The 18,730-nt window shown below is 61.4% G+C and carries 22 protein-coding genes; 8 read left to right on the forward strand and 14 right to left on the reverse strand.

The genetic code is table 11. The features are described from left to right. Positions 1 to 396 precede the first annotated feature (396 nt). The 3 genes from LB555_RS18050 to LB555_RS18060 all read left to right on the forward strand — a co-directional run bounded on the left by LB555_RS18050 (position 397) and on the right by LB555_RS18060 (position 3,327). Complete coding sequence (locus LB555_RS18050; protein WP_224683398.1) at positions 397 to 1,449, forward strand: HlyD family secretion protein; 1,053 nt, start codon at positions 397 to 399, stop codon at positions 1,447 to 1,449. Continuing rightward, positions 1,446 to 3,071, forward strand: a complete 1,626-nt coding sequence (locus tag LB555_RS18055) for a DHA2 family efflux MFS transporter permease subunit (RefSeq protein WP_224683399.1) — start codon at positions 1,446 to 1,448, stop codon at positions 3,069 to 3,071. Before LB555_RS18050 ends, LB555_RS18055 begins: the two co-directional genes overlap by 4 nt. Before the next feature lie 91 nt (positions 3,072 to 3,162). Continuing rightward, positions 3,163 to 3,327: a hypothetical protein gene (locus LB555_RS18060; protein WP_015319121.1), complete on the forward strand. Its 165-nt coding sequence runs from the start codon at positions 3,163 to 3,165 to the stop codon at positions 3,325 to 3,327. A 57-nt stretch (positions 3,328 to 3,384) separates the two neighbouring features. On the opposite strand, the gene LB555_RS18065 is transcribed toward LB555_RS18060, so the two are convergent. From LB555_RS18065 to LB555_RS18085, 5 genes are all read right to left on the reverse strand, one after another. Next, entirely contained in the window at positions 3,385 to 3,816 is a 432-nt protein-coding gene (locus LB555_RS18065; RefSeq protein WP_015319122.1) for a hypothetical protein, read from the reverse strand. 212 nt (positions 3,817 to 4,028) lie between these two features. Continuing rightward, positions 4,029 to 4,778 carry a metallophosphoesterase gene (locus LB555_RS18070; RefSeq protein ID WP_224683400.1) on the reverse strand — a complete coding sequence of 250 codons (750 nt, stop codon included), beginning with the start codon at positions 4,776 to 4,778 and terminating at the stop codon, positions 4,029 to 4,031. Beyond that, complete coding sequence (locus tag LB555_RS18075; protein ID WP_015319124.1) at positions 4,771 to 5,580, reverse strand: hypothetical protein; 810 nt, start codon at positions 5,578 to 5,580, stop codon at positions 4,771 to 4,773. The genes LB555_RS18070 and LB555_RS18075 overlap by 8 nt, the downstream gene beginning before the upstream one ends. Before the next feature lie 289 nt (positions 5,581 to 5,869). Beyond that, a complete protein-coding gene (locus LB555_RS18080) occupies positions 5,870 to 6,472 on the reverse strand; it encodes a general stress protein (RefSeq protein WP_015319125.1) in 603 nt (200 codons plus the stop codon). A gap of 21 nt (positions 6,473 to 6,493) precedes the next feature. After that, positions 6,494 to 7,237: a DUF4142 domain-containing protein gene (locus LB555_RS18085; protein WP_015319126.1), complete on the reverse strand. Its 744-nt coding sequence runs from the start codon at positions 7,235 to 7,237 to the stop codon at positions 6,494 to 6,496. Between the two features lie 218 nt (positions 7,238 to 7,455). On the opposite strand from LB555_RS18085, the gene LB555_RS18090 reads away from it, so the two are divergent. Together LB555_RS18090 and LB555_RS18095 are read left to right on the forward strand one after the other, a co-directional pair. After that, positions 7,456 to 7,743, forward strand: coding sequence for a DUF982 domain-containing protein (locus LB555_RS18090; protein WP_224683401.1), 288 nt, complete (start codon positions 7,456 to 7,458; stop codon positions 7,741 to 7,743). A gap of 72 nt (positions 7,744 to 7,815) precedes the next feature. Then, entirely contained in the window at positions 7,816 to 8,133 is a 318-nt protein-coding gene (locus LB555_RS18095) for a hypothetical protein (protein WP_224582907.1), read from the forward strand. A gap of 29 nt (positions 8,134 to 8,162) precedes the next feature. On the opposite strand, the gene LB555_RS18100 is transcribed toward LB555_RS18095, so the two are convergent. From LB555_RS18100 to LB555_RS18130, 7 genes are all read right to left on the reverse strand, one after another. After that, a complete protein-coding gene (locus LB555_RS18100; protein WP_015319129.1) occupies positions 8,163 to 8,495 on the reverse strand; it encodes a hypothetical protein in 333 nt (110 codons plus the stop codon). 2 nt (positions 8,496 to 8,497) lie between these two features. Then, positions 8,498 to 8,857, reverse strand: a complete 360-nt coding sequence (locus LB555_RS18105) for a hypothetical protein (protein ID WP_015319130.1) — start codon at positions 8,855 to 8,857, stop codon at positions 8,498 to 8,500. Continuing rightward, entirely contained in the window at positions 8,857 to 10,077 is a 1,221-nt protein-coding gene (locus LB555_RS18110; protein ID WP_015319131.1) for an NRAMP family divalent metal transporter, read from the reverse strand. The genes LB555_RS18105 and LB555_RS18110 overlap by 1 nt, the downstream gene beginning before the upstream one ends. Further along, a complete protein-coding gene (locus LB555_RS18115; RefSeq protein ID WP_224683402.1) occupies positions 10,074 to 10,373 on the reverse strand; it encodes a hypothetical protein in 300 nt (99 codons plus the stop codon). The genes LB555_RS18110 and LB555_RS18115 overlap by 4 nt, the downstream gene beginning before the upstream one ends. Before the next feature lie 550 nt (positions 10,374 to 10,923). Continuing rightward, positions 10,924 to 11,151: a hypothetical protein gene (locus tag LB555_RS18120; protein WP_181177812.1), complete on the reverse strand. Its 228-nt coding sequence runs from the start codon at positions 11,149 to 11,151 to the stop codon at positions 10,924 to 10,926. Between the two features lie 246 nt (positions 11,152 to 11,397). Next, positions 11,398 to 11,616 carry a hypothetical protein gene (locus LB555_RS18125; protein ID WP_015319134.1) on the reverse strand — a complete coding sequence of 73 codons (219 nt, stop codon included), beginning with the start codon at positions 11,614 to 11,616 and terminating at the stop codon, positions 11,398 to 11,400. Positions 11,617 to 12,090: 474 nt separating this feature from the next. Continuing rightward, on the reverse strand, positions 12,091 to 12,357 hold the full coding sequence (locus LB555_RS18130) for a hypothetical protein (RefSeq protein WP_224683403.1): 267 nt from the start codon (positions 12,355 to 12,357) through the stop codon (positions 12,091 to 12,093). 352 nt (positions 12,358 to 12,709) lie between these two features. Here LB555_RS18130 and LB555_RS18135 point away from each other — a divergent pair, with 352 nt between their 5' ends. From LB555_RS18135 to LB555_RS18145, 3 genes are all read left to right on the forward strand, one after another. Further along, entirely contained in the window at positions 12,710 to 13,495 is a 786-nt protein-coding gene (locus LB555_RS18135; RefSeq protein ID WP_224683404.1) for an SDR family NAD(P)-dependent oxidoreductase, read from the forward strand. Between the two features lie 125 nt (positions 13,496 to 13,620). After that, a complete protein-coding gene (locus LB555_RS18140) occupies positions 13,621 to 14,799 on the forward strand; it encodes a zinc-dependent alcohol dehydrogenase (RefSeq protein ID WP_140617532.1) in 1,179 nt (392 codons plus the stop codon). 126 nt (positions 14,800 to 14,925) lie between these two features. Continuing rightward, the gene (locus LB555_RS18145; protein WP_224683405.1) at positions 14,926 to 15,165 is read left to right on the forward strand and encodes a hypothetical protein; all 240 of its coding nucleotides are present in this window, start codon (positions 14,926 to 14,928) and stop codon (positions 15,163 to 15,165) included. Between the two features lie 23 nt (positions 15,166 to 15,188). Here the strand turns inward: LB555_RS18145 and LB555_RS18150 are convergent, their stop codons facing one another. Together LB555_RS18150 and LB555_RS18155 are read right to left on the reverse strand one after the other, a co-directional pair. Continuing rightward, on the reverse strand, positions 15,189 to 15,536 hold the full coding sequence (locus LB555_RS18150; RefSeq protein WP_318013019.1) for a response regulator: 348 nt from the start codon (positions 15,534 to 15,536) through the stop codon (positions 15,189 to 15,191). A 20-nt stretch (positions 15,537 to 15,556) separates the two neighbouring features. After that, the gene (locus LB555_RS18155; protein WP_224683407.1) at positions 15,557 to 18,667 is read right to left on the reverse strand and encodes a CheR family methyltransferase; all 3,111 of its coding nucleotides are present in this window, start codon (positions 18,665 to 18,667) and stop codon (positions 15,557 to 15,559) included. Positions 18,668 to 18,730 lie beyond the last annotated feature (63 nt).

Raw genomic sequence — 18,730 nt, forward strand, 5'->3', positions numbered from 1 at the left:
CACCTGCACGAGCGACAAGGTTCGAGCCACTCTCACCAAGTGCGGCTATCGTCTATAAAACGGGAATGCTGGTACTCAGCGCCCCAGGTTGATGGGAGGGGGGTCCTATTGCCCAATCGGGCAGGCCAAAGAGGATGAGCAGCCACACACCGACTTGCTGAAGGGCGTCGCTGCCCATGGCGCTGGCGGGAAGTCAAAACAGGAACCTTTGCCAAGGCTTTGCCGTTGAAACCGCGTTCGCCATCGCGGACATCACCCTTCAGTCTGCTGAAAGCTAGTTCCGTGGATACGAAGCCTCAGAAAAGCGAGCCGGACCCGTCCGACGACAGGGCTGGACAAAGCAAGCGTCTCGCCAGCCAGCCAAGTTCGCGGCACGACAAATCGGACGATCGGCAAATGGACGACAGGCCGCAGAAATCGAACCTGCTGGGCTTTCCCAGGCGCCATCCCTATTGGACAGCGGCAATTGTCCTCCTGCTTCTGCTTGTTGCGATGGGTGTAGCGATCTGGTGGCTGAATACGCGTCAGTATGAATCCACCGATGATGCCTTCATCGATGCCCGCACGGTAACGGTGAGCGCCGAGATTGCCGGGCGTATCACCGATGTGGCCGTCACCGACAACCAGCCGGTGCGCAAGGGTGACGTTCTCTTGCGCATCGACGACAGCGACTACCGGGCATCGCTCAGCCAAGCGGATGCCGGCGTAGCCGCCGCTCAGGCCGACATCACCAATGTGGCGGCCCAGATCGAGGCGCAAAATGCCAAGATCGACGCCGCCCAGAAGCAGGTGGCGCTGGCCCAGGCAGCGCTCGACTTCGCCAAGGCCGAAGACCAGCGCAATCGCGAATTGCTGACGAAGGGCACGGTGACGCAGCAGCAGGCGCAGCAGGCTGCATCGACCCTTCGACAGGACCAGGCAACCCTGGACAGCGCCGAGGCGGACGTGGCCGCGGCGAAGAGCCAGGTGACAGTGCTGCAGGCACAGACCAAAAGCGGCGAAGCCAAGCTTCACCAGGCACAGGCCAGCCGGGATCAAGCCCGCACGGCACTGACCCGTACCACTATTACAGCCCCTGTCGCCGGCCGCGCGACAAGCATTTCGGCCGCCATCGGCACCTACACCCAGCCGGGTCAGGTGCTCATGATGTTCGTTCCCAACGAAGTCTGGGTAAAGGCGAACTTCAAGGAAACCCAACTCGACAGGATGCGAACCGGACAGCCGGTCGACATCGATATCGACGCCTATCCGGACAAGACCTTTCATGGCCATGTCGACAGCCTGCAGGCCGGCAGCGGCACCGCCTTCAGCCTGCTGCCCGCCGAAAATGCCACCGGCAATTTCGTCAAGGTGGTGCAGCGTGTGCCGGTCAAGATCGTCTTCGAGAACCCGCCCGATGTGCTGCTCGGCCCAGGCCTGTCGGTGGTGCCGACGGTCAAGGTGCGATGAGCCGCGACAACGCCAGCGACCAGGGCGAAAGCCGATCCGCGGCCGGTGAGCGCAATCCCTGGCTCATCGCCATCATTGTCTCCATTGCCACCTTCATGCTGGTGCTCGACACCTCGATCGCCAATGTGGCGCTGCGCAACATCGCCGGCAGCCTGGCTGCCGGCATGGATGAAAGTACCTGGGTCATCACCACCTATCTGGTCGCCAACTCCGTGATCATTCCAATCAGTGGGTGGCTGGCCAGCGTGATCGGCCGCAAGCGCTACTACATGCTTTGCGTCGCGACGTTTACCCTGGCATCGCTGCTGTGCGGGCTGGCGCCCAATCTCGAGATGCTCATCGTCTTCAGGATCCTGCAGGGCCTCGGCGGCGGCGGCATGGCGCCAAGCGAGCAATCCATCCTGGCCGACACCTTTCCGCCTGAAAAGCGCTCGCAGGCATTTGCCCTCTACGGCATCGCCGTCATCGTCGCGCCGACGGTCGGGCCGACCATCGGCGGCTGGCTGACCGACAATTTTTCGTGGCACTGGATCTTCTTCATCAACGTGCCGTTCGGCATCATGTCACTGGCGTTGGTGCAGTGGCTGCTGGTCGAACCGGAGGTACTCGAACGCGAACGCCAGCAGCGGCTGAAAGGAGGTCTCAGGATCGACTGGGTCGGATTCATCCTGGTGGCGACCGCGCTCGGCTGCCTCGAAATCTTTCTCGACGAGGGCCAGCGCAACGACTGGTTCGCGTCGAGCTTCATCACGACTTTCGCCATTATCTCGGCGATCTCCTTCGCCCTGCTGATCCCATGGGAATTCCACCACCGCGATCCGATCGTCGACATGCGCCTGCTGTTCACCCGCCAGTTCGGTACATCCTTCCTGGTGATGATGGCGGTCGGTGCGGTGCTGTTCAGCACCACGCAGCTGATGCCCCAGCTGCAGCAGACCGCCTTCGACTACACGGCGACGCTATCGGGCCTGTCGATGATGCCGGGCGGCATCGCCATGCTGATGCTCATGCCGATTTCGGGATTTGCCGCCGGCATCGTCCAGCCAAAATACCTGATCATGGCGGGCATGGCGGTGGTGGCGATCGGCCTGTGGCATATGACTTCGCTTACGCCCGACGCCAGCTTCAGCTTCTTTGCCTTTGCCCGCATCTTCCTGATGATCGGATTGCCGTTCCTGTTTATCCCGATTTCGACCGCGGCATATGTCGGTCTGGCGCCGCAAAAGACCAACCAGGCCTCGGCCTTGATCAATGTTGCCCGCAATATCGGCGGCAGCATCGGCGTGTCGCTCTCCAACACTGTGATCGCCCAGAACGCACAACTCCATCAGGCGAACCTTGTCGGCCACACCGCGCAATCGTCGCCCGCCTACCAGCAGGTGGTACGGCAGGCGACCGAGCACTTCGTCGCCGAGGGTTCCTCGATGCTCCAGGCCAAGCAGCAGGCCATTGGCTGGATCGGGCAGTTGATCGCCCGCCAGGCTTCACTGCTCGCCTATATCGACGTCTTTCGTTACTGCGCGGTGGCAACGGCGCTGCTGGTTCCTCTCGCCCTTCTGCTGCGGTCTTCGCAAGGAAACCCGACCGGCAATAGCGGGGAGGCGTCTGGACCTCCTGGATGACAGGAACCGATCGCCGGCCGGTCCGCACCGCGAACCGCTCCAAGCGGAACGGATCGTCTTCTTGCCGGTTGTGAAGGAAAGGAGATTTCCCATGTCAGACGGTATCATGTGGCTAATCGTCGTCGCCGGCGGGCCAGCGTTGCTGGTCATACTGATTGCCTATGTCCTGGTAACCCGCCGTAACCGTGGTCCGGTTGAACGCAGGGAAAGCGACCGCGCTACCGACCAGCTCTATCGCGAGGACGATCGGCGATAGCTTGCGCATTGGCGGTGTAGGAGGTCGTCGCGGACATGCAACGACCTCCCCTTGGTCTCACCGCATCAAGCACCGCCTCAGGAACGCAAAGAGCCTGTTCCCGCTGATCGTTGCACGGACCCGAGCCGCGGCCCATCGTGCTTTCATGGTGGCACCGACGTGGCAATCACAGACAATGTCGTGGAGCTGCCAGTCGCTCAATTCGAAGAAGCGCTTCGCCTCGCCGTATGTGTCGTCCCTCAGACCCGATGCACGCAAGATCGGGTCTTCGAAGGCAACCGCGAGTGCCGATCCTTCCCCACGTGCGATGGCCCGTGCTTCAGGACGCAAATGTTCCGTGCCGGTTAGCGCACCGAGGCATCGTTCGGGATTTTGCTCGAGAAGTTCAGCCCAACGCGCGATGCGTTCATTACGTGTCATTACCGAAAACGGCGCCAGCGGCTCAATCCTGGCGACGGTTTGGAGCTGGTCGAGTGTCTGATGTTTCATGGTCGGCTCCTGTCTGAGAGGGAGAAGCACCCACGCCTTCTGAAGAAATTATCGCCCGGCAGGGCTTCGACAAGACGGAGGTTTGACGAATTCGCCGCTGGCGACGAACTCCAAAATAATATCGCGGGCAAACAATCGTGGTCAGCTCGCACTATCGCGCCGCCACTTCCTGGCAGAGCCTTCCAACTGAATGCTCGCACGATGCCGTGGCGTCAGAGTTCCAGCAGGGCATAGGGGCGGCCGTTCGGTTTGGCCACGTGCATGGCGACGTTGTAAACCTTGGCGCCGCCGGGCGTTTGGCCTTCATAGGAGCCGCGATGCGCGTGACCGTGCACAACGGCGCTGACCTTGAACCGATCGATCGTCTCGGCAAGGCGTGAAGAGCCAAGAAACGGAAATATCTCCAGCGGTTCTCCCTCGACAGTCTCAGCGATCGGCGCGTAGTGGAGGACCACGAGCGTCCGCTTCGCCCGTACCTGGCGCATCGCGTTTTCGAGGCGCATTGCCTCGTTGACACTTTCCGAGACCATCGCCTTGATCGCGGGTTCGCCGAAGGAGCCGAGCATGCGCGATCCGAAGCCGCCGACGAACCCTTTCACGCCGACGAAGCCGACCTCCTCGATTTCGACCGCATGGCCATCGAGAAGGTGAACATGCGCCTGGCGCAGGATGTTTGCGACGTCGTCCACCGCGCCGGATTCGTAGTCGTGGTTGCCGAGCACCGCCACCACGGGGATCGAGCAGTTGCGCAGGTCCTCGGCGAGCATCTCCGCCTCACGAGGCTTGCCGAGATTGGTGAGATCTCCCGTCAGGACGAGAATCTCGGCTTCCCTCGATATCTCGCCGAAGAGATCGCGATACGAGGTTCGGGGATCTTCCCTGACATGCAAATCCCCCATGGCAGCAACTCTGAGCGTCCCTGCGTTATCCTTCGGCGCGGCGTTCTCCAGGCGGTCAGGCATCACGAAAATCTCCCACGCCGCCGACGCCGGCGAAGCCCCATTCCTTGACATCGATCTCGTAGTCGGTTTGCGACAGCAGCCGCCCGCGGCAGATCTTCATCCTGGGGGACGGCAATTGCCGTTGCTTGGCGAGGCGGTCGAGGAGTTCATCGAGGAGCCATGCCGGGATGTGATCGCGCTCGCTTGGGTAAATCCATCTGAAGTTGATGAGCTGCATCAGCAGGACCTCCCAATGAACCTCCAGATAGGAAAGCAGCCGGTGCCAATCTATCTGGTCGTGTGCCTTGAGGATCGTGTGGGCGATATCGGCGCCGTCGTGCCGGCCCCTGTCTTGAATGAAGCATTTGGACCAGATGAGTTCGGTCGGCCCGATGATCCGCACACGGCTGCCCAGCAACTCGGTCTGTCTGGCGTGCTCCAGCCATCGATCGCCAACAGGCATCATGCCGTTGGCCGATCCGAAGATGACGTCGAAGAAATGCCTGCCCTTGAACACCTTGCCAAGCCACCGGTCGTCCACGATTTCGACGGCATATCCAAGCTCCTTGAAATGGGCGAGGATCCGCGCGTAGTCACCGGCCTTGCAGAAGATATCGAGATCCTTGGTCTGGCGAGTGACGCCGGTATAGGCGCTTACCGCATAGGTTCCAGCGACCAGAAAGGGAATGTCCGTGGCGGTGAGCTCGCGGACGGCTTCCATGTAGAACACCTCCGCCCCGGCGTGCTTAAGCGTCGGCGCCGCCTTTGCATTGATCAACGGGAGCGAAACCAGGACGTCTTCGCGTGATCGATCGGTGGTCATCAATGATGGCTCCTAGCCGCCAACCGACAAGTCGGCCGCTGGGACAACAACGTCGACCCCTCCATGGTTCCGCCTTGCGGGCGGGGTCAGTTTCGTCATGGAGCGATCTGTTCTGAGCGGCGGAGATTCCGCTGGGGAACATGGCTTCAAACGCGATCGAACCCAGCCCGATGCCCTTGAGATGGATTCGATGGTGCTTAAACGCCGCAAAGCGCCCCAGCATAGCGCGGCAAGATCGATTTCCGCGAACCTCGTCGCTGCGTGCCAGTCAAAGGAACGTGAGCCGCTTTCAGGGTCGATTGATTGCGCGTCCGCCGTCGCGATCGATCTCGCCCGGCACGTATTCGCCTGCATTGGCATCGAAGCCGGTCCAGCCGTCGGCCTCGTACGATCTGCGGCGTTCGGCCAGGTCCACCGATCGGGATTGCCCCAAAATCTGCTCGGCATTCGGCACGAGTTCGTCCTCCACCTTGGCCGTCACCAAGGTACCGCCGCGGCGTACACCTTCCGCATAGACGTGCGCATCGCGCTCGGGCACGCCCGATTCCGTCAGAGCGCCAATGATGCCGCCGGCCGCTCCACCGGCCACGGCACCGGCAACCGCACCGGCGGCGGTGGCGGCGAGCCATCCGGCCGCGACCACCGGGCCAACACCCGGGATGGCCATGACGCCAAGTCCCGTGAGCAACCCCCCGGCGCCGCCGATCACGGCTCCGATTCCGGCACCGCTGCCAGCGTCTTCAGCGGCCTCGGAACGATTTGCATCGTACCAGTCATCCGAGTTGTTGGCGACGATGCTGATGTTGGAATGCGGGACTCCCGTCGCCTCAAGCTCGCCGACCGCATCGGCCGCGTCGTCATAATTATCGAACAGTCCAGTTACGGTTTTCATGTGATTTCTCCTGATCCACGCTCACTTGCTTGCGGCAACCACGTTGCCCTGGTAGTCGACGCCAACGTTGAGGTTTTCGCCTCCCTTGGCCGCCTGGCCGCGCCAGATGCCCTGATCGTCCTTGGTCAGCTTCGACACGTTCGAATATCCGGCGTTCTCGATACGGCTCTTGGCCTGGGCTTCAGTGAAGCTGTTTGCACCAGGAACGAGGGCGGCGGCGTTGGGAGTATTGTCGGTCTTCACCGCCGGCGTTGTCGCTCCCGTAACGGAATCTTGCCCGGCGGCGATCTTTTCGATCGCCTGCTGGTGCATCTTCAGCGTGCCGACCGTTTGCTGGGCAAAAGTCTTGAGCGCGGCGTTGTCACCCCCGCTGGCATAATCCTCGAACAGCTTGACGGCTTCGTCATGCGCCTTGCGCTGCGCGTCGACATAGGCCGGATCAATCGGCCCCTGCGCGTTCTTGAGCTTATCCAGATCGCCCTGATGCTGAGCATCGAGCGCTGAGGGCACCTTCAGTTTTTGTTCGCCGGCGACCGCTTGCAGCTTGGTGTTGGCGGCGCCGTGGTCCCGGATCATCATCTGGGCAAAATCCTTGATGCGCTGGTCCTGGGCCTTGCCCAAGGCAATCTGACTCGAGTCCACTTCGAACTTGCCGCCGACGGCAGCCTTGTCGACAAAATCCTGGGCGCTGTCGGCCGCGAAGGCAGGCATTGCGAGAACCGTGGAAGCAACCGCGAGGGATGCGAGAAGGTGTCGTGTTTTCATCGGCTTTGTCCTTGTCGGTGAGCGAATTTGCGCTGCGTCCTAACAAGCCAAGATGCGCTTTGTTCCGCTCTCCAGGCCCCATGCCGCTAGACCCGGCAGCGCCAGAAAACCATGGGTGGAGACGAGCGGCTCAGGCGTCGTTATTTCAAATTCCAAACGCCAGGTGCACTGGAACAAATCGACTGTCGCGGCGTTAGAGGCCGTCCGCGGAAGGCTCCGTGGAGCAACAGGCGAAGGTCTTGGAGGGGCGGGTGCGTACAGGCCATTTCAGAAAACCGATCGTTATTCAACCTGGCCGCATAGACCGCGACAGAGTTGTGGTCTCTGTGTGCGATGCCGCCGAAGTGCTGCTGCGGGACTGGCCAAAGCCGACGTCGGAAAGGCGTCTTGCCGCGATCAGGGCCTGCCTTGCGGTGATGCGTGGCGAAAAGCCTCCAAGGGTTGCACGACAGGCGTTCATTGTTGCGGCCAAGGACGCCAGGATTCTGCTCGGCGATCAAATCTAGTCGTTGGCGCTATGCGCACCACCGCTGCGGATTTGGCAGAGCCTGGTTCGAACGAGAGAGGTGAGTGCCAAGATGTCAATTCCTACACCGGCCTCTGCCAGAGGCGAGATCCAGGGGGGAGAGACGCAGGACAAAACGCCGGGCTTCGATCCTGCCGTTGCTCCGATGGAGACCGATGCCGAGGCGGCGGACACACAAAATCCGATCCCTACGGAGCCGCCACCTTCCCGCCGGCCGAAATTCGAAAATGACGCCAGCTTCGCCAATGCGATGCGGCCGGTCGAAGGCGAGCCGGAACTACGACCTCGCAGCAACTGGCCGCTGTTGGTCGTTGCAGCCGTCGTTTTGGTAGCGGCCGCGGTTTTTCTGGCGGCGAGCATGCTTCGGTGAAGACGTCTGCGAGAAAGCGCGGCGACGGCCTATTCGCGAAGATCGGGTGCGCTCTTCATGCCCGAAAGTTCGGTCATCGGACACAGCAGCCGCGGCCGCGCCGGGTTAGAAATGTCGAGCTTGTCCCAAGGGATGCGGTATAGGCCATCGCGGCGGCGCAGCCGAAAGAGATCGAGCACGGCCACGCCTATGGCCGAGGTCGAAAGACGCTCGAAAGCGGCGTAGACGCCGACATGGAATTCGGTAACGACAAAATCGTCGCCATCCGGTTCGGCGCGGATTTCCTCGATGTAGCCGATGCTCTTGCCCCGCTGCGAAAGCACGCGTCGCCCAGCCAGATGTTCAAGATTGACGATGGTCATCATCAAGCTCCCGGAATGCGTCCGATGACATGATCGCGCAACCAGTCCTGCCAGGCGAAGATCGTCGTGCGACGCACATCGATATCGAACTCGATGTCGACGCCGATATCCTTCACCTTGTGCCAGGCGATCCGATGCGGCTCGCCGTGGCGCTTGCCACCCAGCTTTGCCGCGAGTTGCGCCATCCATCGCCCCGGCCACGTGCCAAGGCGACGCGCCAAAGTGATGGAGCCGAGTTCGATCGCGACGATCCTTGGGGGCTTGCCCTGCCGCAATTCGGCCACCAGCCCATCGACCTTGCCGATTTTGACCTGGCGGCGGTCGACCACCTGCTTGTCCAGGAGATCACGCAGCAACTCCATCATGTGCCTCCGAATATCTGCAGCGGGATCGTCACCACGGCCAGCACAAAGCCGAGCGCGATGATGAAGATGACCGCGGCATTCGAGAGAATGCCGTTGCGATGCTCGCCGACGTAGCGTTCGTCGTTCAGCAGAAACAGGAATGGAACCACCGTCAACGGCAGGCTGGCCGCCGTCAGCGCCATGGAAAATATAGTGAGCCTCAACGGATCGACACCAAGCATGATCGGGATGGCCGCAAGCAACAACGATACCGTATACACGGCGCTGAAGCCTGGATTGTCGCGCGGCTTGCGGTCCTCGCCCCAGGTCCAGCCGAAACCTTGCGCCACGAGGTAAGCCTGTTGCAGCGCGACTTCGAGTGCAGCGCCGAAGCAGGCAATGGCGAGAGAGGCTACGAACAGGATGAAACCCCAGAAGCCGAATACCGGGATCAGCATCAATGGCATTTGGTGATAGTCGTCGACCTGGTTGATGCCGTGCGTGGCCAGCACGAGAGCGGCCACGATCAACACGCCGATCGAAATGGTGCCGCCGAAGGTCATCCCCAGTCCCGCTATGGCCCGGTTGGCGCCGAGGTAGCTCTTGTCCCACTGGTCCTCGATAGCCCCCGAGGAATAGAACATGAACAGGTAGGGCGATATCGAGGCGCCGAGAATGCTGACCGCCATGAACCAGTAATTGGCGGTATCGTGGGCTGGCAGCGAAGGCACCGCGCCAGCCGCGACCGCCGTCCAATCGGGTTTCAGCATCACGGCCGCGACGACGAAACACAACGTCACCAGGCCCAGCATCGACACGCCTTTCTCGATGAAACCGAACGTGCCTTTCCAGAGCAGCAGCCATGCCAGAAAAGCCACCGGCAGAGCCCACCACTGGAAGCCTATGCCCGTGGCAAGTTCGAGTGCGATGGCAACGCCGCCGATCTCGGCGGAGAGCACCATGAGACTGAGCAGCAAGGTGGCAAGCAACGGCCACACAAAGACGTTGAAACCAAATCTCTCGCGGATGCCGTCGCAGATCGTGTGATGGCTCACCGCGGCGAACCGGCCGGCCATTTCCACCAGAAAGATGATGCAGATGGTGCCGAGGACCACGGCCCAGATCAACTGGAAACCGAAGGTTGCGCCCGCCTGCGCCGCCGTCGCCATCGATCCGACTTCGAGGAAGCCGCCAACGCTGGTAACCACGCCGAGCGATATTTCCACGAGCTTCTTCATGGCTTCGGCGCGAAATATCTGGCATAGGCGGTGGCCAGCGTGCGCGAGCCCCGTCGAAGATCCTGCTTTGCGTTTTGGACCTGCGCTCGATTGTCCGCCTGCAATCCCGCCTCGGCGCGAGCCACCGCGACCGACAGATCCTTGACCGCTGCCGCCAAAGCAGATTGCTCGGCGGGTTCAGCCGTCCCGGCCGATCGGATTTGTGCCTCGGCGTCGGCCAGAGTTTTGCCGGTCGACCGCAGCGTGCCGGCTGTGTATGCGAACGGCGCCGCCCCATCCATCCAGGCATCGAGCATTACCGATACGGTCTGTGCCGCGGAGGCCGCCGTTCGTGATTGCTGCTCGATCTGGTCGGAAGACGAGCATCCCGCCAAGACGCCCGTGAGCAACAGCACGCACATACAACTCAGCCTGGGATAAGGGCCACTAAAGGTCAAAGCCGGCGTTTGGTGCGCCACGAGAATGGTCTCCCCGAGCCGATGGAAGTCGCGGTCGGCGTGAATTGATCTAGAGCGCCCGGTGTGCCCGTCAATCAAACGCCACCGCTCGGACAGGCGCCGACCGCGAGACATAAGGACCAGCGACAGAGGCCGCCGGCCACGAGAACCAATTCAAGCGGAACAAAGCATCGATTGTGGGATTGGAACACGGGAAGGTGGCGACCCGTCCTGATCATCGACGTGATGGACTGCTGCACAGAGGATTCGGCAATGCCTCGTCTCATAGTCTGGATAGCCATCGTGGCAGCCGTCATCATTGCGGCTTGGTTGTGGCTCGGCAGCCATAGAACGAGCAACGATAGCGGCAGCCAGCCCGCGCCCCACGCGATCGACCAGAACGGCTAATTCACCCCTGCTCTGTTGGATCTGCAGGGTTCTCGATCCTGTATTCGTGGACCAGGCCGAGAACCTGATTTCTCACTGTCTCGCGCGCTTCGGGCTGAATGAAAAGCATCAGCCGGTCGACGGTTTCAACGACCGGCCGCGGCAGGTCCGCTACCGCGTCGGTGAGCTCACTGCCATGTTCATACATGTTGTCCGTCAGCTTCTTGTCCAGATCGGAAAGGATACCCATCACCAAGCTCCATAGCTTTGCTCTCCATGCCGATAATGGTCAGTCCTGCGGAGATGTTCCGAGAAGCACGCAACCTATGCGAAGCGCGATGGCAGAGCCAGACCGGGAAAACCAGCAACCAACCAGACCAGGAGCAGAAGGAACATCAGAAACAGTACGGTGGGATGACAGACAACGCGTTGAGCTGAAATGACATGAAAGACGGCGCCGTCGGTGCCCAAGTTGCGGCTGTTGGCTAGCCGTGAATCACTGCTGCCCCGGCATCTCGGTATTCTCCTTGGGATCTTTCTTGACCCCTGCAGCCGGTGAGGTGTCCGCCGGAGCGTTGCCGCCCTGGTTCTGCTCAGGCGCTCGTTTCAGGGGCGAGGTGCGCCACCCCACATCGACGTAGAGAAAGCCGATCAGGAAACCGACGATGATGACAGCGGCTATCACCAGCGAGAGTAGTGCGTTGCGTCGTTCCATCCTGCGGCTCCCTTCGCCTGCCGAACAGCCACTGACGAAAATAGTTCCACAGCCAGGTGGCACCGAGGCCGGGCGCCGGCCGTCACCGCAGCCGCGAAGCAACGCAACGGGATCGAGCTCGGCCGGGTCGCGCCAGCGACGTGCGCCCTTGCTGTTGCGATCATATCGAAACCAGACGCGGCGTCACTTTGCAACTCATGCGCGTCTCACGATTCTCGCCGGCGTCACTACCCGGGCAAGCAACGGCAAAACCCTAACCACCAGATGGCTTCGGTGATGCCGGCTGTGTCGGCTGCGTGCCTTGCTGGTCCCCGCCGGTACTGGACTGCGGTGTCGGATTGGTATCCGTCGTTGGGTTCTTGTCGGCCGGCTGGCTGTTCATCGTATCCGTCTTGGATTTGACGGGGTCGGCATTGTTGTTGCACGCCGCCAAGGCGAGCAACGCCGATGCCGACCAAATCAACCATATCGCTTTCATACTGACTTTTCCTGGATGAGTTCGGGTGAAGCAGCCTGCAAGGGACCTATTCGATCGAACCGGATGGAAAGCCCTTGTTTGACGGCACTTTTAGCCAGCAAATGATCCAGCTCGCTATCGTCGATAGGGCTGCGAACCAGCTGACGAATGGCCTTGCATGCCAATTCGGTCGAGACGAAATCATATCTCCTGCTTCTGGCGGATACATATTGTTCGACCAGCATCCTCACGCGCCTGAGCGCGATTTCATCGGCATATTGCATTTTCGTTTCTCCTGCGCGCCGAACTGCCGAATGTGTGGGTTGTTCCCAGCTGAACTCGAAACACGACCGCCAAGCTCATGAGAAAGCCCGCGCCTCCCGGCCGGGGAACGCGCGGGCTGATCAGGCTGAGGGGAACCCGATCGCGCGGCGCCAAACAAGGGGAGCGACGACGCCGCACGACACCGAACCTGGATCGGCCTCAGTTGTTCCACTTCGCGTCTCGGATGTTTGCGCTTGAACGCGCCCAGGGTTTCGACTGGCATGGCCCTTCGGCAGCCCGGCATTCGATCCGGTCCACGCGGAACAATCAGGGACCCCGCTGGTTCGGCCGGAACGAACTTCGGAGGACATGATGACCAACGCAAAGCTGGCCGTGGTGACGGGCGCATCGAGCGGCATCGGGAGGGAACTTGCCAAACTATGCGCCAAGGACGGCTATACCCTGGTCATAGCCGCCGACGAGCCCGCGGTCCAACAGGCGGCCGAGGCTCTGGCCTCGCATGATGTGACCGTCGAAGCCGTCGAGGCAGATCTGGCATCGGTCGAGGGCGTCGATCAACTCCTTGCGCGGATCGGCGATCGCGACATCGACCTTCTGTTCCTGAACGCGGGACGCGGCCTCGGCGACGGCTTTCTCGACCAGGACTGGCAAAAAGTTCGCCGTGTCATCGACACCAACATTACGGGCACGGTCTACCTGGCGCATGAACTCGGCGCCAGGATGGCACGCCGCGGCCGTGGGCGAATTCTGTTCACCGGATCGATTGCCGGCTTCATGCCCGGCACTTTCCAGGCCGTCTACAACGGCACCAAGGCCTTCATCGATTCCTTCTCGATCGCGCTGCGCCATGAGATGCGGGACACCGGCGTCACAGTCACGGTGCTGATGCCCGGGGCGACGCAGACGCGGTTCTTCGAACGCGCCGAAATGATGGATACCAAGGTCGGCACCGACGAGAAGGACAATCCGGCAGATGTCGCCAGAACCGGTTATGAGGCGATGATGGCGGGAGAGGAACAAGTGATCAGCGGCTGGAAGAACAAGCTGCAGGTCGCCGCCGCGCATATCACTCCGGCAGGTACGCTGGCCGAACAGCACCGCAAAATGGCCGAGCCGGGTTCGGCGTCCAGGGACTGATCTCTTCCCGTCTGCGCACGCAGATCCTTTGCGTATCGCAAGATAATCGTCGGTGACGGCACACTTCGGCTGAATGAAAGCTGCATTTGCCGACACCTCAAATTAGTCAACGCAGGAGCAACACGATGAAAGCCCTCACATGGCACGGCAAAGGCGATATACGCTGCGATCAGGTGCAGGATCCGGCCATCGAGGATGACCGTGACGTCATCATCAAGGTCACCTGCTGCGCCATTTGCGGCTCGGACCTGCATCTGATGGACGGCTACATGCCGACCATGGAATCGGGCGACGTGCTTGGACACGAGACCATGGGAGAGGTCGTGGAGGTCGGCCGCGGTCATTCCAAGTTCAAGAAGGGCGACCGCATCGTGGTGCCGTTCAACATTTCGTGCGGCGAGTGCTGGTTTTGCCAGAAGGGGCTGTTCTCGCTCTGCGACCGGTCCAATCCCAACGCCAAGCAAGCGGCCGAGGTGATGGGACAATCGCCGGCCGGCCTGTTCGGCTATTCGCATCTGGTCGGCGGCTATTGGGGCGGCCAGGCCGAATATCTGCGCGTACCATTCGCCGATGTCGGCCCGATCAAGGTGCCTGAAGGCATGGATGACGAGCAGGTGCTGTTTCTCTCCGACATCTTTCCGACCGGCTACATGGCAGCGGAAAACGCCGGCATCGAGCCCGGCGACACGGTCGCGATCTGGGGCTGCGGTCCGGTCGGCCAGTTCGCCATCCAGAGCGCATGGATGCTCGGCGCCGGTCGCGTCATCGCGATCGACAAGGTTCCGGAACGACTGGCCATGGCTCGCGAACATGGCAAGGCCGAGACACTCGATTTTAGCAATTCAAACATCTACGACGCCCTGATGGCGATGACCGATGGCCGAGGGCCGGATCGCTGCATCGATTGCGTGGGTACCGAAGCCGATGCCGGCGCCAGTGCAGACTCCATGCTCGACAAGGTCAAGGCGGCTGCCTTCCTCGGCACCGACAGGCCACATGTGCTGCGCGAAGCAATCTACTGTTGCCGCAAGGGCGGCACCATTTCGATCCCCGGCGTGTATATCGGCCTCGTCGATCATATCCCCTTTGGCGCCGCGATGAACAAGGGCCTGACGTTCCGTATGGGCCAGACCCACACGCAGCGGTATCTCGAACCGCTTTTGGCCAAGGTCCAGACCGGCGAGATCGACCCGTCCTTCGTGATCACGCACAGGGCCGGCCTTGAAGCCGGGCCCGATCTCTACAAGACGTTTCGCGACAAGCAGGACGGCTGCATCAAGGTGGTCATGCGGCCGCATGGGTGAGCCGTTCATCGGCACGAGAATCGTTTCGTCTTCGCTCGTGCCCTCCGCTTCATGGCGCCGTCGCGGTCGCGGAACTTTCAATCGTGCCGATGATTGAAATCGTTTCGTGCAAGGAAAGGAACCATCATGGCCAAGGAAGATTCTGCCTCGAAACCCGCCGTCCGGTCACCCAACGCCGAGGGCCTGCCGCACCCAAGGAGGGATGCCAGCGACACGGATGCCGGTGCAAAACCGCTGACGCCAAAGACCGCGGGCGCGTCGCGCCCGTCAAGCGTTCCATTGGACAATCCGGCCGCCAACCGAAATGCCGGTCGGCCGCGCCAGGCGAGCACCACGCCCCGGCCCACCGACAAGCCGCTGGATTGATCGCGACAGGCTAGCTCTTTGGATCACGGTTTCTTGGCGCGAAGCGATGCCAGGTCGGCCACGGCAGTGAGGATGGCCGCTTCGCTTGCGGGTTTTGCCACGAATTTGCAGTTTCGGAACCGGGCGGGAAGATCGCCCCGCCCATATCCCGTTACGAACGCGAAAGGAGTGCCGCGGGCCAGCAATATCTCCGCGATCGGCAGGCTCGTTTCGGCGTTCAGTTGAACGTCCAGCAACGCCATGTCGACCTTATCGGCCTCGACCAGCCGAAGTGCTGCGGCAACGGACGAAACAGGCCCGACCACGGGATAGCCCGCCGCACGCAGATCAGACGCGACGTCCTCCGCGATCAGCCACTCGTCCTCAACCACCAGAACGCGCGGTCTGTCGCTCACGGCGCGTCCTTGTGGTTTGCCGAAAAAGCGATCTGGACCTCAAGACCTTCCTTGTGGAAGGAGGTGTCGACCTGGCCCCCGAGCCTGTAGCCGATTTCCCCCTTCAACAGGTTCAGGCCAAAGCCGTTGTTCAACGGCTCCTTGACCGGAGGGCCGTCCTTTTCGCGCCAGCCAAGCGTGAAATTATCGCCGTCCATCGCCCATTTGACACCAATCCTGCCTCGAGGCTTGGACAGGGCGCCATACTTGGCCGCGTTGGTTGCCAGTTCATGGATGGCCATACTGAGGGAAAGCCCCTGTTGCGGGCCGAGTCTAACGTCGTCGCCATCGAGTTCGATCCGTTCGATGCCGAACGGCTCGAGTTCCTGGTGGAGCAGTTCCTTGACCGAAGCTTCTTTCCACCTCTCGCGGGTCAGCAGTCCGTAGGCCCGGGACATGGCATGCAACCGGCCGATCAAGGCCTCCGCGAACTCTTCTTTCGTATCCGAACTGTCCCGCGTCCGGTTGGCGATGCTGGCGATCACCGCCAGCATGTTCTTGACGCGATGGTTGAGCTCCGAGATGAGCACCTGCTGATGCTCTTCCGCCCGCGCCAGGGTGGTGACGTCGACCAGTGTCACCACGACGCCCTGTATCCTGTTGCCCTTGTCCCGATAGGGATTGATGCGGACCATGTGAAACAGGCCCCTGGAATCGCGCGCAAGATGGTGGTTCAGGGTCTCGCCTGTCTCGAACACCTTGTCGATGTGCTGCTTCAACTCGGGATAATCGAGTTGGCTCGACAGATCCGTCAGCGGTCGGCCGACGTCGGAGGGGCGCAGACTGAAGAAGGATGAGGCCGCCGGCGTGAAGGTCCGCACCACAAGACTGCGGTCGAGAAAAATGGTCGCGATGTCGGTGCTTTCGAACAGATTGCGCAGATCGCTGTTGGCGTGATCGAGCTCTTCTATCTTGCTGGTCAACTCCGCGTTGATCGTGTTGAGCTCTTCGTTGAGCGACTGCATCTCTTCCTTGGACGCTTCAAGTTCCTCGTTGGTGGATTGCGCCTCTTCGTTGACGGAGACGAGTTCCTCGTTCGACGATTTCACCTCTTCGAGGGCCGTCTCGTATTCCTCTATGGTGGATTGAAGGCGCTCTCTTGTGTCGCGCAGTTCCCGCTCAAGATCGGCGGTGCTGTCGCTGTCACGGCCGCCCCCGTCCTCATCGGATCGGGCCTGGGTCGGGCCCGACGGCTCGAAGAGGACAAGGTAAAGCGGCTCACCATTGCCCCTCTCGGCCAGGGGTTCGATGGTCAGCCTGATCGGTTGGACGCGTTCGTCGTCTTCCTCGACGGCGAGATTGTCCCGCACAACAGTGCGGCGTGTCGTCGTCGCCTCCCTCAATGCGGCGCGCAGGTCCAGGCGAAGCCCGCGGCGCGCCATCGTCAGCAACTGCCGGCTGGGGATGCCTTGCGGCGCTTCGAGGTATCTTCCGGTCCTCGCCGAATAGTAGACGACGTCGCCTTCGGCGTTGACGAGGACATGCGGCGGCGCGAACCGCTCCAGCACCTGCGCCTCGACAGCCTGGCGCAGCGGATAGCCGACCGTGCCCTTCTTTAAGCCGGCGGTTTCGGCGGGAAAGACGCCGGAATGGACATCCCCGATCAGCGCCGGCAGCCTGATATGTGGCGAGGCATGCTCCCGTGCTTGGAAGAGGCGATGTTTCTTGTCGACGGTGGCGAACAGATTTTCGTGCTGCCCGACGCTTTCGGACGTGCCGAGGAAAAGATAGCCACCCGGCTTCAGCGAATAGTGGAAGACAGGAAGAACGCGGCTTTGAATGGCTGGGCCGAAATAGATCAGCAGATTGCGGCACGAAACCAGATCCATGCGCGAGAAGGGCGGATCGCGGATGACGCTGTGCGGCGAGAAGATGCACAGTTCCCGGATCTCGTTGCTGATGACGTAGCTTTCGCCATCGCCGTTGAAAAACCGCTGTTTGCGCTCCGGGGAAAGACCCTGCATCAAGGCCTCGGGATAGCGTGCGGCGCGCGCCACGGCCAGGGCCGGCTCGTCTATGTCGGTGGCGAATATCTGGACGCGCGGAACGGCTGAAAGCGTTTCCATGTGTTCACGCAGCAGGATGCCGATGGAGAACACCTCCTCGCCGGTGGCGCAGCCGGGAACCCAGACCCTGACCGTATCGGTCGCGGTCTTGCCCTCGAACAGCCGCGGGATGATCTTTTGCTCCAGCAATTCGAAAGCATCGGGATCGCGGAAGAAGTTGGTGACATTGATCAGCAGATCGCGAAACAGGTTCATCACCTCGCGAGGGTCCTTCTTCAGCCAGTCGATATAGCCATTGATGGACTGTATCTGGGCGATCTGCATGCGCCGCTTGATGCGGCGCAGGAATGTCTTGGTTTTATAGCCTGAAAAGTCGTGGCCGGAGTGGCTGCGCAAAATGCCGTATATCTGTTCGCGGACCTTATCTATGTCGGCCGCATGGTCGTCCTCTTCGTTCTTCAGCCCGTCCAGCGTGTCGAAGCCCCTGGCGTAAGCCTCGAGCTTCGCCCCAATCTCCTCGGCGGGCACGGCAACATCGATGAGCCCGCTGGCAATGGCGCTCTGCGGCATGTCGGGGTTGCGCGGACCGTAGCCGTCCGGCGCTTGCGCGACGGTGAGCCCGCCCCGCTCCTTGATCGCCTTCACGCCCAGGGTGCCATCGGAATCACCGCCCGACAGAATCACGCCGACCGAGTATTCGCCCTGGTCGTCGGCCAGTGCGCTGAAGAAGATATCGACAGGTTTGCGCTCCTGGGTAAGCCCATTGGGGCGCCGCAGGTGCAGCACGCCATTCTCGATGACCAGAGTGACGTTTTCCGGCATCACATAGACGTGGTCGGGTTCGACGGCCACGCCGTCCTCGACCACCACGACAGGCATGGCGGTGTAGCGGTCGATGACCTCGTGCAGCAGGCTGTTGCGCTTGGGACTGAGGTGCGTGATGATCACGAACGCCATGCCGGGCCGGTCGGTGATGCCCTTGAAAAGCCCTTCCATTGCGGGAATGCCACCAGCGGACGCACCGATGCCGACGATGGGGAACTTGATTGATCGGGCTGTCACGGCTTGTCCCCCTTTCGCCCGACCGACATGAAGCCTCTCAACGTCGGATCGGACAGGACACAA

The organism is Mesorhizobium sp. BR-1-1-10 (assembly GCF_020165595.1).
GTDB classification, from domain to species: Bacteria; Pseudomonadota; Alphaproteobacteria; order Rhizobiales; family Rhizobiaceae; genus Mesorhizobium; species Mesorhizobium australicum.

Bases quoted from the DNA above. Each gene is read 5' to 3' on its own strand.
- LB555_RS18050 (WP_224683398.1), top strand. From the start codon at position 397: ATGGACGACAGGCCGCAGAAATCGAACCTGCTGGGCTTTCCCAGGCGC.
- LB555_RS18055 (WP_224683399.1), top strand. From the start codon at position 1,446: ATGAGCCGCGACAACGCCAGCGACCAGGGCGAAAGCCGATCCGCGGCC.
- LB555_RS18060 (WP_015319121.1), top strand. From the start codon at position 3,163: ATGTCAGACGGTATCATGTGGCTAATCGTCGTCGCCGGCGGGCCAGCG.
- LB555_RS18065 (WP_015319122.1), bottom strand. From the start codon at position 3,816: ATGAAACATCAGACACTCGACCAGCTCCAAACCGTCGCCAGGATTGAG.
- LB555_RS18070 (WP_224683400.1), bottom strand. From the start codon at position 4,778: ATGCCTGACCGCCTGGAGAACGCCGCGCCGAAGGATAACGCAGGGACG.
- LB555_RS18075 (WP_015319124.1), bottom strand. From the start codon at position 5,580: ATGACCACCGATCGATCACGCGAAGACGTCCTGGTTTCGCTCCCGTTG.
- LB555_RS18080 (WP_015319125.1), bottom strand. From the start codon at position 6,472: ATGAAAACCGTAACTGGACTGTTCGATAATTATGACGACGCGGCCGAT.
- LB555_RS18085 (WP_015319126.1), bottom strand. From the start codon at position 7,237: ATGAAAACACGACACCTTCTCGCATCCCTCGCGGTTGCTTCCACGGTT.
- LB555_RS18095 (WP_224582907.1), top strand. From the start codon at position 7,816: ATGTCAATTCCTACACCGGCCTCTGCCAGAGGCGAGATCCAGGGGGGA.
- LB555_RS18100 (WP_015319129.1), bottom strand. From the start codon at position 8,495: ATGACCATCGTCAATCTTGAACATCTGGCTGGGCGACGCGTGCTTTCG.
- LB555_RS18105 (WP_015319130.1), bottom strand. From the start codon at position 8,857: ATGGAGTTGCTGCGTGATCTCCTGGACAAGCAGGTGGTCGACCGCCGC.
- LB555_RS18110 (WP_015319131.1), bottom strand. From the start codon at position 10,077: ATGAAGAAGCTCGTGGAAATATCGCTCGGCGTGGTTACCAGCGTTGGC.
- LB555_RS18115 (WP_224683402.1), bottom strand. From the start codon at position 10,373: ATGCTCGATGCCTGGATGGATGGGGCGGCGCCGTTCGCATACACAGCC.
- LB555_RS18120 (WP_181177812.1), bottom strand. From the start codon at position 11,151: ATGGGTATCCTTTCCGATCTGGACAAGAAGCTGACGGACAACATGTAT.
- LB555_RS18125 (WP_015319134.1), bottom strand. From the start codon at position 11,616: ATGGAACGACGCAACGCACTACTCTCGCTGGTGATAGCCGCTGTCATC.
- LB555_RS18130 (WP_224683403.1), bottom strand. From the start codon at position 12,357: ATGCAATATGCCGATGAAATCGCGCTCAGGCGCGTGAGGATGCTGGTC.
- LB555_RS18135 (WP_224683404.1), top strand. From the start codon at position 12,710: ATGACCAACGCAAAGCTGGCCGTGGTGACGGGCGCATCGAGCGGCATC.
- LB555_RS18140 (WP_140617532.1), top strand. From the start codon at position 13,621: ATGAAAGCCCTCACATGGCACGGCAAAGGCGATATACGCTGCGATCAG.
- LB555_RS18145 (WP_224683405.1), top strand. From the start codon at position 14,926: ATGGCCAAGGAAGATTCTGCCTCGAAACCCGCCGTCCGGTCACCCAAC.